Raw genomic sequence first — 13,190 nt, 5'->3', positions numbered from 1 at the left:
GCGGCCCCGCATGCGTGGGCCCATCAGGACGCGGACCCGGGCGCTCTCCTGCGCCGCAGCGCGTAGGCACCGGTGGCCGCTACACCGAGCACGGCCATCCCGCCCGCGGTGACACCGGGCGAGGCGAGGGCGCCGCCGCCGGTGTGCATACCGCCGTGCGGCCGGTCGCTCTCCTCGTCGTCGCCCCACGACGAGCCGCCCTGGTCCTTCCCCTTGCCGCCCTGGTCCTGCTTGCCACCCTGGTCCTGCTTGCCTCCTTGGTCCTGCTTGCCTCCCTGGTCCCCCTTCTCCTCGTCGTCCTGGCCCTTGTAGGAATCGGGGTCGAACCTGCTGTCGTTGCTGCTGTAGGAAGAGTCGTCGCGGCTTCCGTCGTCCCGGTCCCCCGAGCCCGAGGCCTGGGCTGCTGGGGCGGAGAGCGCGAGGGCCGCGGTGGCGGCCGTCGTCGCGAGGATCATGCGGGCAGAACGCATCTCGATGTCCTTCCGCCGTGGCCGGGCGCCGATACTCCATCAGCTGTAACGACCCGGCCCCGACATGAACCACCGTCAGCCAGCCCCGCGGCCCGCACCATCCAGGCCGCCCATCCGTGGTCACGACACGCCCAACACCGCCCGGCTGGGTCAATCCCCCGGCCGGGCGCACCGCCGTTCGGGCGGTTCCGGGCCCGTCGTCGGCGTGTCGCCGCATGACGGGCCCGGCGTGGTGTCAGTAACCCACGGAGAAGGTGGCGTCGGCCTGGTCCGTGCTCGTGGAGATCGGGTCGATGCGCAGCACGTAGTCGGAGTGGCGGATGTAGCGCGTCGGATAGTTGTACGAGCGGAAGGAGGACCAGGAGGAGTCGGCGAGGCCGGCGGTCCGGTAGAACGTGGCGTCCTGGGCGAACGTCGTGGTGCTGTCGTTCTCGTCGAGCCGCAGCTGGTAGTCGTAGTGGCGCAGGTAGCGGGTCGGGTAGTTCACCGACTGGAAGGACACGCCGGTGCTGTCGGCGAGACCGGGGACCAGCTTCCACATGCCGTCGGTGTACGGGTCGAAGGCGTACTCGTCGATCCGGCCGACGAAGTTGCTGTGCCGGACGTATCTGGCCGGGTAGTTGTAGGACTTCAGCCGGTTCCAGGTGGGGGTGCCCCACTTGGCGACGAGGTTGCCGTACTCCGTCGCGGTGATGGGCTGGATCCCGCAGTGCTTGGAGTTGAGCGGCTGGGTGTAGGTCTTCTGGTCGAGGGCGGTCCAGGTGCCCGCGGACAGGGCGCTGGTCTGCCAGGCGTAGAAGACACCGTTCGGCGACCAGGTGTCGCCCCAGAGGTACCAGGTCGAGCTGGAGGTGAGGGACTTGACCAGGGTCGGGGCCTCGGTGCCGTTGTGCGAGACGGCCGTGGAGAACTCGGTGAAGCTGCCCGGGTCCAGCGTGGTGGAGCGGGCGCCGACGAGCGTCGAGTTCTTCTTGAAGTACAGGTAGTTCACGCCGCTGACGCCGACGGCGAGGTCGCCGTCGATGACGTCGTAGCCGGGGTCGAAGAAGACCTGCGGGTCGCCGGCGGTCACGAAGTCGGCGGTGTAGTTGATCATGATGACGTTGTGGCCGCTGTCGTTGACGGCGGAGTAGATGACGCCGTACGTGCCGCGTCCCGCGTCCCAGAAGGCCTCGGGGGCCCAGGCGTGGGTGTCCATGTCGTGCAGCTTCATCCGCCGGTAGCCGGTGAAGGTGCGCAGGTCGGTGGAGTCCCAGACGTGGATGTACTGGCTGACGTAGGACCAGTCGGTGCCGTAGAGGTCGGTGGCGAGCACCACGAAGGTGCCGTCCTGCTTGCGCAGGATGAACGGGTCGCGCAGGCCGAGGGAGCCCGCGGTGGGGGTGGCGACGGGGTCGTTCTGGTTGAGCGGGGTCCACTGGAGGCCGTCGGTGCTGACGGCCAGGTGCAGGCCGTAGTTGGCGGCCAGCATGTCCGGGGACTCGGTGAAGTAGCACATCACATAGGCCGAGTCGGTCGCGGCCTGGGCGGAACCGGCGCCGAGGGCGAGGGCGCCGGTGGCGGCGAGGGGGACGGTCGCGGCCGCGCCGAGGAAGTGGCGGCGCGACAGAGGGGTGCCGTTCATGTGCGCTCCAGACGAGGGGGGAATGTCCGGGATTTCGGACGTGGTTCGGGAAACCGATCAGAAACTAGAGGGGCGCGTGGGGCACGTCAATCCTTGCGTAACAAGGGAGTTACTTGGAATTCGCTGTGTGCGACGGTGCCGCGGGGGTGACGATCGCGCGCCCCTGGTTGCGGGAGGCGCGCAGGCCCGCGCCCCTGCCGTACGGCAACTCCGCCATCGGCAGCCGCTGGTGGTAGCAGACGAGGGAGGACGGGAGCCGGAGGATGGCGGGGGCGTCGAGGAAGAGCGGGAGTTCCGCGCACACGTACTCCAGGCACACCGCACGCTGCCGCGCCTCGGCCGCCTCCCCGCGCGCGGAGAGGAAGCGCCCGACCAGGTCGTCGCAGAGGGCACGGAAGTCGTCGTCCTCGTCCAGCTGCCGCCACAGCCGCCGGTGGATCTCCTGGTACGCGGCGTCGGCACGGAAGCGGGACATCGGCTGCCGGCGCAGCCGGGCCCCGTCCGGTTCGGCCGCCGTGACGGCGTTGCGGACCTTGGCGCGCACCCCGCGCAGGCTCTTGGCCGCCTTGCGGCGGGCCTCGCCGGGGGGATATCCGAAGGCCTCGTACATCTCGGCCACGTACAGGTCGGCGCAGACGAGGTCGACCCTGCCGAAGTGCTCGAGACCCCACCGGGCGAGGTCGTGCAGGCGCCCGGCGGAGAAGCAGCCGTTGCCCACCGACACGCCGATCACCGCGTGCGCGCCCTCGTCGCGTATGACCCGGCGGTGGGGGGTGCAGGGCTGGATCTCGAAGGCGTCGGCCATCAGCACGGATGCCGTGGCCAAGGGGGGTACCCTCCACCGCGCGCGTGTCCCGACCGGGCCTTGTGCCTTGGTTGTGGCGATGCGGCGGGGCTCAAGCCGGCCCGCGCCGGGGCGACGGAGGCAGTGGCTGCCGGATGTTGGCCGGAACCCGTCGGGGCACAATCGGGCGCCCTCTGGAATTTCGCCCGCCTCAGGAAGAAGAAGGGCGACCTCGGGGCGAAGGGGCAGACGCATACCCTGGTGGCCGTGGTCGACGGCGGCGAGGGTCCGGGCGCGGTGGCCGCCCGGCTCACCGGGCGGCCGGTCTCGGGCGAGCGGGCCGGACCGGGCGGCCTGCCGGAGGTTTCCCTCGCGGGCGGACCCGCGGTCGTGGTCAAGCGGGGTGACGGTCCCGGGGCGGTACGGGCCGAGGTGGCCGGGCTGCGCTGGCTGGCCGCCGCCCGGGCGGTGGCGGTGCCGGAGGTGCTCGGGCACGACGAGCGCTGGCTGGTGACCGAACTGATCCGCACCGGTCCGCCGGACGCGGGCGCGGCAGTCCGGTTCGGCCGGGCGCTGGCCGCCCTGCACGCGGCGGGTGCCCCGGCGTTCGGGGCGGCTCCACCGGGCGGTCCGCGCGACGCCTGGATCGGCCTCGCCCCGATGCGCGACGAGCCCGGCACCGACTGGCCGCGCTGGTACGCCGAGCACCGGGTGCTGCCGTACCTGCGGGAGGCCGTCGACCGGGGGATCCTGCGGCCGGGCGAGGCCGCCCTGATCGAGCGGGTCTGCGAGCGGCTGCCGGGGCTCGCGGGGCCGCCCGAGCCGCCGGCCCGGCTGCACGGCGACCTGTGGAGCGGCAACGTCCTGTGGGGCGCCGACGGCACGGTCCGGCTGATCGACCCGGCCGCGCACGGCGGGCACCGCGAGACCGACCTCGCGATGCTCCGGCTCTTCGGCTGCCCGTTTCTGGACCGGATCCTGGCGGGTTATCAGGAGGCGGCCCCGCTGGCCGACGGCTGGGCCGGGCGGATCGGCCTGCACCAGTTGTTCCCGCTGCTGGTGCATGTCGCGCTGTTCGGACGGAGCTACGCCGAACAGGCTTTGGCGACATCCCGGAATTTCGCGGACATGTGACACCGTCATGTGCCGTACGGGAATGTTAAATCGGCCACGCACAGGAGCGATTGGCCGTTCCTCCCTTAACAAGCTCTTAATTCGGGCTGAGATTACGCAGAGTAAGGAAACCAACCACGCGTTCGAATCGTATAAGTGCATGGAAGAACGAAACAGGGAGAGACCATGCAACCGTTCGCGCTCAACTACGCACGCCCCGCAGTGCAGTTGGACGTCACCACTCCGTACGCGTATGACTCCGGACTGCAGTTGAACGTTCTCCATGATGGCCGGATCGCAGCCACCGATCACGCAACGCTGAGAGCCCTGGGGACCACGACCTCCACCGCGGGCTCCAAGACGCACTTCGACGACTGATCGCGGATCCCGACGATGACCGTGCTCATCCTGACCAGTGACGAGGACGTGACGGCGGACATGGTGGTCCTCCGGCTGCACGAGGCCGGAGTGCCCGTCGTCCGTCTCGATCCTGCCGATCTGACCAGCGGTGTGGCCCTGTCGGGCGAGTATGTGCAGGGCGTCAGCCGCGGGCATCTGTCCGTGAACGGGCGCCTGGTGAGCATGAACGGCCTGCGCTCGATCTGGGTGCGCAGGCCGGGTACGGCGGCGGCCCGGGCCGCGCAGCCGTCGGACTGGCTGACCGAGGAGTCCGCGCAGGCGCTGTACGGCATGCTGCGCGGGACCGACGCGCGCTGGATGAACCATCCGGACGCGGCCCGCCGGGCCCGGCACAAGCCGTGGCAGCTGCGGCTGGCGCAGCGCAGCGGGCTCGCCGTGCCCGCGACGCTGATCACCACGTTTCCGCAGGCGGCCCGGGAGTTCGCGGCGCGGTTCCCGGACCTGGTGGTGAAGCCGGTGTCGGGCGCGCATCCGCAGCAGCCGCCGCGGGCCGTGCCGACCAGCCGGGTGGCGCCGGACGCCGACTTCGCGGCGGTGGCGTTCGGGCCGACGCTGCTCCAGCGGCGGGTCGCCAAGCGCGCCGACATCCGGCTGACGGTGGTCGGCGAGCGGCTGCTTGCCGCCCGCAAGCCGGTGAGCCCGGACGCCCACCCCGACGACGTGGACGTCCGGTTCGCGCCGTCCGACTCTCTCTGGCGGGAGGCGGAGGTCCCGCCCCGAGTCGCCGAGGCCGTCCACACGTATATGAAGGACGCCGAGCTGGCCTATGGTGCCTTCGACTTCGCGGAGGACGCCGACGGGATCTGGTGGTTCCTGGAGTGCAACCAGTCGGGTCAGTTCGGGTTCGTCGAGATGGACACCGGACAGCCGATCGCCGAGGCCATCGCCGGGTGGCTGGCGCACGGCACCGACCAGTGCCGGTCGTACGCCGACCGGGGGCGGAGCACGACGCCTTGACCGGCTGGGCGACGATGTGGAACCGGGTACGGAGAAAGGAACGCGAGATGCGCATCGGACTGCTGGGCACCGGCCCCTGGGCGCGGGCGGCATACGCGCCCGCGCTGGCGGGGCACGGTTCGCTGGACTTCACCGGCGTCTGGGGCCGCCGCCCCGAGGCCGCCGCGGAACTGGCCGGGGAGTACGGCGTCCGGGCGTACGACGACGTGGACGCGCTGATCGCCGACGTGGACGCGGTGGCCGTGGCGCTGCCGCCGGTGATCCAGGCGGACCTGGCGGTGCGGGCGGCGCAGGCCGGCCGGCATCTGCTGCTGGACAAGCCGCTCGCGATCGGCGTCGCCGAGGGGCGGGCGGTGGTGGAGGCGGCCGAGCGGGCCCGGGTCGCCTCCGTGGTGTTCTTCACCACCCGCTTCCAGCAGGAGCCGGAGGCGTGGATCGGTGAACAGGCCGACACGGCGGGGTGGTTCACGGCCCGGGCACACTGGCTGGGGTCGCTGTTCACCGGTGAGAGCCCGTTCGCCGACTCGCCGTGGCGGCGGGAGAAGGGCGCGCTGTGGGACGTGGGTCCGCACGCCCTGTCCGTGCTGCTGCCGGTCCTGGGCGACGTCGGGCGGGTGGCGGCCGCCGTGCACGGCCCCGCGGACACCGTGCACCTCGTCCTCGAACACGCGGGCGGGGCGACGAGCACGGTCACGCTGAGCCTCACCGCGCCGCCGGCGGCGGCCGGGGCCGATGTGGAGCTGCGGGGGGAGGCGGGGGTCACGCTCCTTCCGAGGAGTGCGGAGGGGGCGGTTCCCGCGCTGACCCGGGCCGCCGACGCCCTGCTCACGGCCGCGCGCACGGGGCGGGCACACCCGTGCGACGCGGCCTTCGGGCTGCGGGTCACCGAGATCCTCGCGGAGGCGGAGACGCTGCTGGGCAAGGACGTCGACTAGACGCTCCGCTGGAGAGGCCGAGATTCGGCCGCGGCGCCGTCGTGGTTGCTCGCGCAGTTCCCCGCGCCCCTGAAGGGGCGCCGACACCGGCGCCCCTGAAAGGGGCACGGGGAACTGCGCGGCCCGCCCCCACGCTGCCGCACGTGACCTGCGGCCGTCAGCGTGTCGAACAGAAGTTCACCCGCTCCCGGACCACGGGGTATCCGGCCTTGGCGAAGTGGGCGGCCATGGGGGTGTTGCCCTGGTCGGTGGCGGCGGCGATGAAATCGGCGCCGTGTTCGACGAGGAAGTGCGTGCACTCCACGAGTAGGTCGTAGGCGTAGCCGTGCCCGCGCTGCTCGGGCAGGACGCCGATGAACCCGACGCAGGGCCCCGCCGGGTTGCGCGCGGGGATGTGGATGCCGACCGGTGTGCCGTCGGGGGTGCGGGCGACCTGCCACCACTCGCGGGGCGAGGGCATCCAGTGGAAGACGTCCATCTCCTCCTGGGCCGCCTGTTCCACTCCGCCCTGCTCCAGGGCGCGGCGGGCGTGGGCGTCCAGGGTGACGGAGTTGATGCCGCACAGGGCGTCGAAGAACACCCGGTCGTCGGGTTCGGGGGTGAAGACGAGGCGGCCGGGCCGTTCGGGCAGGCCGCACCCGGGGGTCCAGCGGTAGTTGTAACGCTCCACCAGGAGCTCGAAGCCGGCCTTGCGGGCGGCGGCGAAGCCGGTTTCGGCGGCGGTGCGCCGGACGGGGTCGTCGTGCCAGCCGGTGGGCAGGTCGAGCTCCAGTTCCCCCACCTGCCAGGGCGCGCCGCGCAGCAGCTCGGCGCCGGCCTCCTCCTCGCCCTCGGCCACGTCGAACCAGTTGATCAGGAGCGGCTCGGCGTCCTCGGGCCTGCCCCACCAGGCGGCGCGGGCGACCACCCGTCCGTCGCGCAGGGCGACGCGCTTCCAGTCGGCGCGGAACAGCGTGCGCCGGTGCTTCTCCCGCATGCGCAGCGGGTCGGGCAGGGTGTCGAAGACATGGGCGGTGCTGTCGTCGAGCGTACGGACGATGACCGGATCGGTCACGGATTCCTCCGGGATGCGTACTACGGGGAGCGCTCCCGGGTCAGCTCTGACCTGTCACGCCCGGGAAACGGGGAGGGAGCGCGGGATGGGTGTGATGCACATCGCACTCGCCTCCTTCCGTCCGGTCTCGGGCATGCAGTCGTACGTTAGGGGCCGGGCACCGACACGTCCACGGGTTTTTCCCGCGCGGCTTTTCAAGATCGGGACAGGTGCGGTGACCGGGCACGGGCGTAGCTTAGGGATGTGACTTCGGTGCGCGGCTGGTCGTCGCGTGGCTACCGGGACGGTCGTGGCTGGTTGCAGGGTGCGCCGCCGCCACGCTGGGTCCGGGTGCTGCCCGTCGCCCTGCTCGGGGTCGTGACGGCGGCGACGCTGATCAGCCCCGACGGACACGACTTCGGCTTCCTGCTCGGCGCCATCCCGCCGCTGGCCGTCCTCTCCTACGGCCCGCTGGCGACCGCCGTCCTCAGCTGCCTGGTGGTGCTGCTGCTCAACGTGCCCGCCACCCACCTGAACCATCCCGGCGACACCGACCTCCTCACGGTCACCTTCGTGGCGCTGCTGAGCGTGTTCGTCTCCTATGTGCGCAGTCACCGGGACGCCCAGCTGCTCACCGAGCGGGCGGTGGGCGAGGCGGTGCAGCGGGCCGTCCTGCCCCCGCTGCCGGAGCAGGTCGGCGCGGTGGGCTGCGTGGGGCTGTACCGGGCCGCGCAGCACGGCACGCTGGTCGGCGGGGACTTCTTCGACGTGCGTGACGGCCCGTACGGGGTCCGGGCGGTGATGGGGGACGTACGGGGGCACGGGCTGACCGCCGTCGCCACGGTGGTGTCGCTGCTCGGCGCGTTCCGGGAGGCGGTGCTCGACCTGCCGGACCTGGAGTCGGTGGCGACGCGGATGGACCGCAGACTGACGGTGGACTCGGCCGACGTCCCGCACGCGGAGCTGTTCGCCACGGCCCTGCTGCTGGAGTTCTCCGCCGATCTGCGGTCGGTGCGGATCGTGGCCTGCGGTCATCCGGCGCCCGTGCTGCTGCGGGACGGGCAGGCCCAGGAAGTGACCGTCGTGCCGGGGGCCCCGCTGGGCCTGGGGCTGGTGGGCGTGGACCCGGCGAAGGAGGTCACGGTGGAGCTGGGGGCCTGCGACCGGCTCTTCCTCGCCTCGGACGGCGTCTGGGAGGCCCGCGACGGGACCGGGGGCTTCTATCCGCTCCCGGAGCGGCTCGCCGGGTTCGCCGGCGTGGACGCGGCCGCGCTCACCGAACTGGTGTGGACGGACCTGGTCGGCCACTACGAGGTGCGTGACGACGCCACCATGCTGGTCCTGACACCGGCCATCGGCTGAGGTCCGGGGCTGCCGTGGCGGGCCGGCCGCTCAGCCCACCTCCCACAGGAACCGGTGGGTGTGGATGCCGAAGTACGGGAAGGACCGGACCTCGCGTACGCCCTCGATCGGCCGGACCACGTCGTTGACGAAGTCGAGCAGGTCCTTCGGCCCGGGGGTGACCACCTCGGCGAACAGGTCGAAGCCGCCCGAGGTGAAGACGGAGTACACCACCGCGGGATGTCCGGCGAGCGCGTCGGCCACGGCCCGCGGATCGCCGTCGACACCGATGCCGAGCAGGGCCATCGCCTGGCCGCCCATGGCCATCGGGTCGGTGACGCCGACGACCTGCACGGCCCGGGAGTCCAGCAGGCGCTGCAGCCGTTGCCGGGCGGCGGAGGCGGAGAGGCCGACCTTCGGGCCCAGGTCGGCGTAGGCGATACGGCCGTCGGCCTGCAGTTCGCGCAGGATGGCCCGGTCGATGTCGTCCATGTGCACCATGCCCGTCCCCTTCCTGGTTCTCGTCGGACGTCAGCCGGCCAGTTCGAGCAGGGCCGCGCCGAACACCGCGGTGTGGGTGTCGACGTCCTGCTCGGTGGTGTCGGGGCACATCAGGGCCATGTTGTGGAACGGGGTGAGGAGGATGCCCCGGTTGGCGAGGTAGAGGTGCAGGAAGTCCTCCAGCTCGGGGTCGGCGGCGGCCTCGGACGCGGTGCCGGTGCGCGGGGCCGGGTCGGCGAAGCGGTACTCGGTACGGGCGCCGAGGCGGCTGACCGACCAGGGCAGGCCCTGCGCCTCGACGGCGGACCGGACGCCGGACTCGAAGCGGGCGGAGAGCCGCGTCATGTGCTCGAACGCCTGGTCGGTGAGCACGTGCTCCAGGGTGGCCCGGGTCGCCGCCACCGAGAGCGCGTTGCCTGCCAGGGTGCCGCCGACCCCGCCCATGTCCACCAGGTCGAGGTCGTCGCGGGCGAGGAGCCGTTCGGCGAGGTCGGCGGAGAGGCCGTAGGCGCCGGCCGGGATACCGCCGCCGATGGCCTTGCCGACGGTCAGCAGGTCGGGCTCCAGGTCCCAGGCGGCGGTGCAGCCGCCGGGTCCCGCCGAGAAGGTGTGCGTCTCGTCGTTGATCAGCAGCGTGCCGTACTGCCGGGTGAGGGCGCGCACGCCGTCCAGGTAGCCCGGTTCGGGCAGCACGATGCCGATGTTGGTGAGGGCGGGTTCCATGAGGACGGCGGCCACGTCGCCGTGGGCGAGTTCGCGCTCCAGCTGGTCCAGGTCGTTGAACTCGGCGACCCGGCTGGTCAGGGTGACGTCACAGGGCGCGCCGACGTTCCCGGGGCGGGGCACGCCCTTGCCGTCGGGCCCGACGACGATGAGGGACTCGTCGACGCTGCCGTGGTAGCTGTAGCTGTTCACCAGGATCTTCGGGCGCCCGGTGACGGCGCGGGCGAGCCGGATCGCCCACCGGTTGGCGTCGGTCGCGGTGAGCGAGAAGCTCCAGCGGGCGAGCCCGAAGCGGCGGGTCAGCTCGGCGCCGACCCACTCCGCGTCCTCGGTCGGCAGCATCGCGGTGGCCCCGCCCAGCTCGGCGAACCTGCGGTGCACCGCCTCGGTCACGGCGACCGGCGAGTGACCGGCCATCGCGCCGGTGTCGCCGAGGCAGAAGTCGATGTACGTGTGCCCGTCGACGTCGGTGACCCGGGCACCGCGCGCGGTCGCCAGGTACCGGGGGAAGGCGCCGGCGGTCTTGTTCATCCACGTCATCGGGACCCGCCCGAAGAGATGGCCGGCGTCCGCATATGCGGCTCGGGAGCGCGGGTTCCGCCGCTCGGCCTCGGCGCTCTCGCGGGCCAGGAGGGCGTGCAGTCGGGTGCGGTCCATGGAGTACCCCTGATCGAGCGGCGACGACGGAATGACGGGAGCGTACGACCGATATCGCCACAGGATCAAGACACGACGCTCGAATCGATTGCCTCGACGACCGAATCGAGTGCGCTTGCGTGCCGGGGGCAATCCGACGTTCTGGGCAACACTCGTACCACCGTGCCGTGTTCGAACATTCGCCCTCAAACGCCAGGGTTCGCCACCCCTTCCGCCAGTTAGAAATATCTACCAGCATGCATATGCCGGGTTGGCGTGCGGATGCGCCGAGTGCCCGGCGTCGGTCGTTCCCCTGCGCACGGCACAGGTGAGCGGGATATCCCGGAGCGGTGCATGACGAACAGGATGTGGATGCAGGGCGTGGAATGGCTCGCGGCGGCCTCGGCGGACCCCCGGGCGTGCAAGTGGGAGTGGGACCACGGTGAGGGCGTCTCGCTGCTGGAGGCCGGCCGCTTCTGGGACGTGCTGAGCGTGCCGGACCGGCTCGGCCTGCTTACGCTGGACCTGCTGTGGCGGCCGCCCCTGCCGGTACCCGGACCGACGCTGGTGGACAGCGCGTCGCGCCGGGTCGGGTTCTTCCTGCCGCCCGACCCGTCCGGCGGCTGGATCGGGGGCGGGCTGCGGTACGCGAGCAAGGGGGCCTGGGTCGCCGTGCCGCCGCCGTACCGGCCCACCCGGTTCCTGGAGTGGCTGGTGCCGCCCGACGGCAGTGGCGCGCTGCACCGGCCGGCCACGCTGGAGTCGGCGCTGCGCGAGGCCAACGGCACACTGGCGGTGCTGCGGCCGGTCTCCGACGACCAGTGAGGTCAGCGGCGGGGCAGCAGGATGAGGACGGCGGCCCAGCGGCTCTCCGGTTCGGCGGGCACCGTACGGCCCTGCTCCCGCCACTCCCGGACGAGTTGGGCGTAGATCGGTTCGCGGGAGACGAGGGCGCGCGGCTCCAGGACCGTACGCCAGGGAGTGCCAGAGGTTCCGTCCATGCCGGGGCAACGCCCGGGACGCGCCGGTGGTACGCGCCGTCCCGGGCGCTCACCGGGGCGGGTGAGCGCACCCCCCGATCGGGCGTGTCCGCCCGTCCGACAAGCATTCCGGCGGCCCGCGGGCGGCTTCGCGGTCACGCTCGTATCCTGTGAAGTCAGGGTTCTGACGTCCGGCCCTCCGCACGTTCCCTCTCACGTGCTTGGAGTCAGCCCATGCCGTACACGTCCGCCGTGCTGCGCCGCGGGGCCGTCGTCGCCGTCGCGCTGGGGGCACTCGCCGTGCCGCAGCTCGTGGCGGCGCCCGCACCCGCGTCGGCCGTCTCCGCCGCGCCGTCGCCCGCCTCCTCGCCCGCCCCCTCGCCGTCCGGCAGCGGGGACGTCCGGGCGATGACCCCGGCGGTCGCCCGTCAGCTCGACGCGGTCGTACAGCACGTCATGCGCGAGGCGGACGTGCCCGGCGTGACGGTCGGCGTCTGGACACCCGGGCAGCCCGACTACGTTCGCTCCTTCGGGGTCGCGAACAGGGCGACCGGGCAGAAGATGTCTCCCGACCTGTACCTGCGGATCGGCAGCGAGACCAAGACGTTCACCGTGACCGCCGTGCTGCAGCTGGTCGACCAGGGCAGGGTCGGCCTGGACGACCCCATCGGCAAGTACGTCGACGGCGTGCCGGGCGGCGACCGGATCACCCTGCGGGACCTGGCCGGGATGCGCAGCGGACTCTTCAACTACTCGGAGGACGCGGGCTTCTTCAAGGCGCTGACCTCGGACCCGCAGCGCTCCTTCACCCCGCGGCAGCTGCTCGGGTACGCCTTCGGGCACCCGGCGCTGTTCCGGCCCGGGGAGAAGTTCTCCTACTCCAACACCAATCTGATCCTGCTCGGCCTGCTCGTCGAGAAGGTGAGCGGGCAGCGGCTCGGCGACTACCTCAACCAGCACGTGCTGGAGCCCGCGGGCATGCGCCACACCCTGTTCCCGACCGGGAACGACTTCCCCGCCCCGCACGCGCAGGGGTACACGAACCAGACGGCAACCGGGAAGGTCGAGGAGACCGCCGACTGGAACCCGTCCTGGGGCTGGGCCGCCGGCGCGATGATCTCGGACCTGGACGATCTGCGCACCTGGGCGCGCACGGTGGCCACCGGGGTCTTCCCCGACGGTACGGCCATGGTCGGCCCTGCCGTCCAGAAACAGCGGCTCACCACCCCGCCGACCGGCATCCGGGGCGCCGGGTACGGGCTCGGCATCTTCGACGTCCAGGGGTGGATCGGGCACAACGGCTCACTGCCGGGCTACGAGTCCCTGACCGTCCACCTGCCGTCGACGCGGACGACCGTGGTCGTGCTGCTCAACACCGACATCAGCTACAAGGGCGACATCGAACCCAGCACCCTGTTCGGCGAGGCGGTCACCCGGATCATCTCCCCGGCCCACGTCTTCGACCTCCCGGTGCCGGCCTCCGCCACGCAGTGACGGCACGCGGTGACGGCACGCGGTGACGGCACGCGGTCGCCGGGCCTCAACTCACCCGACCTGTAGGGCATTTCCGACACTTGACACAGAAGCGAACAGTCACCAAACGGATTCGCAGTGATGTAACGATTCACCGTGCGAGGCCGGTCAATGACGGTGTGTACTGTGCAGCGAGCGCC

Annotated in this window: 14 protein-coding genes; 7 read left to right on the top strand and 7 right to left on the bottom strand. The window is 72.0% G+C overall.

What is annotated here, in order from left to right; all coding sequences use genetic code 11:
- Window positions 1-23: 23 nt before the first annotated feature.
- The 3 genes from ACGF5O_RS36815 to ACGF5O_RS36805 all read right to left on the bottom strand — a co-directional run bounded on the left by ACGF5O_RS36815 (window position 24) and on the right by ACGF5O_RS36805 (window position 2,920).
- The gene (locus ACGF5O_RS36815; RefSeq protein WP_393814262.1) at window positions 24-470 is read right to left on the bottom strand and encodes a hypothetical protein; all 447 of its coding nucleotides are present in this window, start codon (window positions 468-470) and stop codon (window positions 24-26) included.
- Window positions 471-705: 235 nt separating this feature from the next.
- Complete coding sequence (locus ACGF5O_RS36810) at window positions 706-2,094, bottom strand: glycoside hydrolase family 43 protein (RefSeq protein WP_393814261.1); 1,389 nt, start codon at window positions 2,092-2,094, stop codon at window positions 706-708.
- 109 nt (window positions 2,095-2,203) lie between these two features.
- Window positions 2,204-2,920 (bottom strand): tRNA-dependent cyclodipeptide synthase, encoded by a 717-nt coding sequence (locus ACGF5O_RS36805; protein ID WP_393814260.1) that lies wholly within the window; start codon window positions 2,918-2,920, stop codon window positions 2,204-2,206.
- A 225-nt stretch (window positions 2,921-3,145) separates the two neighbouring features.
- Here ACGF5O_RS36805 and ACGF5O_RS36800 point away from each other — a divergent pair, with 225 nt between their 5' ends.
- From ACGF5O_RS36800 to ACGF5O_RS36785, 4 genes are all read left to right on the top strand, one after another.
- Entirely contained in the window at window positions 3,146-4,012 is an 867-nt protein-coding gene (locus tag ACGF5O_RS36800; RefSeq protein WP_393814259.1) for a fructosamine kinase family protein, read from the top strand.
- A gap of 165 nt (window positions 4,013-4,177) precedes the next feature.
- Entirely contained in the window at window positions 4,178-4,369 is a 192-nt protein-coding gene (tgmA, locus tag ACGF5O_RS36795; protein WP_089102565.1) for a putative ATP-grasp-modified RiPP, read from the top strand.
- 15 nt (window positions 4,370-4,384) lie between these two features.
- On the top strand, window positions 4,385-5,368 hold the full coding sequence (gene tgmB, locus ACGF5O_RS36790) for an ATP-grasp ribosomal peptide maturase (protein ID WP_393814258.1): 984 nt from the start codon (window positions 4,385-4,387) through the stop codon (window positions 5,366-5,368).
- 47 nt (window positions 5,369-5,415) lie between these two features.
- Window positions 5,416-6,303: a Gfo/Idh/MocA family protein gene (locus ACGF5O_RS36785; protein WP_393814257.1), complete on the top strand. Its 888-nt coding sequence runs from the start codon at window positions 5,416-5,418 to the stop codon at window positions 6,301-6,303.
- A 157-nt stretch (window positions 6,304-6,460) separates the two neighbouring features.
- Here the strand turns inward: ACGF5O_RS36785 and ACGF5O_RS36780 are convergent, their stop codons facing one another.
- Window positions 6,461-7,357, bottom strand: a complete 897-nt coding sequence (locus ACGF5O_RS36780) for a GNAT family N-acetyltransferase (RefSeq protein ID WP_393814256.1) — start codon at window positions 7,355-7,357, stop codon at window positions 6,461-6,463.
- A gap of 243 nt (window positions 7,358-7,600) precedes the next feature.
- On the opposite strand from ACGF5O_RS36780, the gene ACGF5O_RS36775 reads away from it, so the two are divergent.
- On the top strand, window positions 7,601-8,698 hold the full coding sequence (locus ACGF5O_RS36775) for a PP2C family protein-serine/threonine phosphatase (RefSeq protein WP_393814255.1): 1,098 nt from the start codon (window positions 7,601-7,603) through the stop codon (window positions 8,696-8,698).
- Window positions 8,699-8,728: 30 nt separating this feature from the next.
- On the opposite strand, the gene ACGF5O_RS36770 is transcribed toward ACGF5O_RS36775, so the two are convergent.
- Both ACGF5O_RS36770 and ACGF5O_RS36765 read right to left on the bottom strand, forming a co-directional pair.
- Window positions 8,729-9,169 (bottom strand): Lrp/AsnC family transcriptional regulator, encoded by a 441-nt coding sequence (locus tag ACGF5O_RS36770; protein ID WP_393814461.1) that lies wholly within the window; start codon window positions 9,167-9,169, stop codon window positions 8,729-8,731.
- A gap of 39 nt (window positions 9,170-9,208) precedes the next feature.
- A complete protein-coding gene (locus tag ACGF5O_RS36765; protein ID WP_393814254.1) occupies window positions 9,209-10,558 on the bottom strand; it encodes a transaminase in 1,350 nt (449 codons plus the stop codon).
- A 333-nt stretch (window positions 10,559-10,891) separates the two neighbouring features.
- Between ACGF5O_RS36765 and ACGF5O_RS36760 the strand changes: the two genes are divergently transcribed.
- Window positions 10,892-11,362 carry a hypothetical protein gene (locus ACGF5O_RS36760; protein WP_393814253.1) on the top strand — a complete coding sequence of 157 codons (471 nt, stop codon included), beginning with the start codon at window positions 10,892-10,894 and terminating at the stop codon, window positions 11,360-11,362.
- 2 nt (window positions 11,363-11,364) lie between these two features.
- Here ACGF5O_RS36760 and ACGF5O_RS36755 read toward each other — a convergent pair whose 3' ends face one another.
- Complete coding sequence (locus tag ACGF5O_RS36755) at window positions 11,365-11,538, bottom strand: hypothetical protein (protein ID WP_393814252.1); 174 nt, start codon at window positions 11,536-11,538, stop codon at window positions 11,365-11,367.
- A gap of 213 nt (window positions 11,539-11,751) precedes the next feature.
- On the opposite strand from ACGF5O_RS36755, the gene ACGF5O_RS36750 reads away from it, so the two are divergent.
- Window positions 11,752-13,011, top strand: coding sequence for a serine hydrolase domain-containing protein (locus ACGF5O_RS36750; RefSeq protein ID WP_393814251.1), 1,260 nt, complete (start codon window positions 11,752-11,754; stop codon window positions 13,009-13,011).
- Window positions 13,012-13,190 lie beyond the last annotated feature (179 nt).

Origin of the sequence: Streptomyces sp. NPDC048291, assembly GCF_043201715.1 — a bacterium.
Classification (GTDB): domain Bacteria; phylum Actinomycetota; class Actinomycetes; order Streptomycetales; family Streptomycetaceae; genus Streptomyces.
Note: the sequence above shows the minus strand (reverse complement) of the source record. Positions and strands in the feature narration are given on the sequence as shown.

Bases quoted from the DNA above. Each gene is read 5' to 3' on its own strand.
- ACGF5O_RS36815 (WP_393814262.1), bottom strand. From the start codon at position 470: ATGCGTTCTGCCCGCATGATCCTCGCGACGACGGCCGCCACCGCGGCC.
- ACGF5O_RS36810 (WP_393814261.1), bottom strand. From the start codon at position 2,094: ATGAACGGCACCCCTCTGTCGCGCCGCCACTTCCTCGGCGCGGCCGCG.
- tgmA (WP_089102565.1), top strand. From the start codon at position 4,178: ATGCAACCGTTCGCGCTCAACTACGCACGCCCCGCAGTGCAGTTGGAC.
- tgmB (WP_393814258.1), top strand. From the start codon at position 4,385: ATGACCGTGCTCATCCTGACCAGTGACGAGGACGTGACGGCGGACATG.
- ACGF5O_RS36785 (WP_393814257.1), top strand. From the start codon at position 5,416: ATGCGCATCGGACTGCTGGGCACCGGCCCCTGGGCGCGGGCGGCATAC.
- ACGF5O_RS36770 (WP_393814461.1), bottom strand. From the start codon at position 9,169: ATGGACGACATCGACCGGGCCATCCTGCGCGAACTGCAGGCCGACGGC.
- ACGF5O_RS36765 (WP_393814254.1), bottom strand. From the start codon at position 10,558: ATGGACCGCACCCGACTGCACGCCCTCCTGGCCCGCGAGAGCGCCGAG.
- ACGF5O_RS36760 (WP_393814253.1), top strand. From the start codon at position 10,892: ATGACGAACAGGATGTGGATGCAGGGCGTGGAATGGCTCGCGGCGGCC.
- ACGF5O_RS36755 (WP_393814252.1), bottom strand. From the start codon at position 11,538: ATGGACGGAACCTCTGGCACTCCCTGGCGTACGGTCCTGGAGCCGCGC.
- ACGF5O_RS36750 (WP_393814251.1), top strand. From the start codon at position 11,752: ATGCCGTACACGTCCGCCGTGCTGCGCCGCGGGGCCGTCGTCGCCGTC.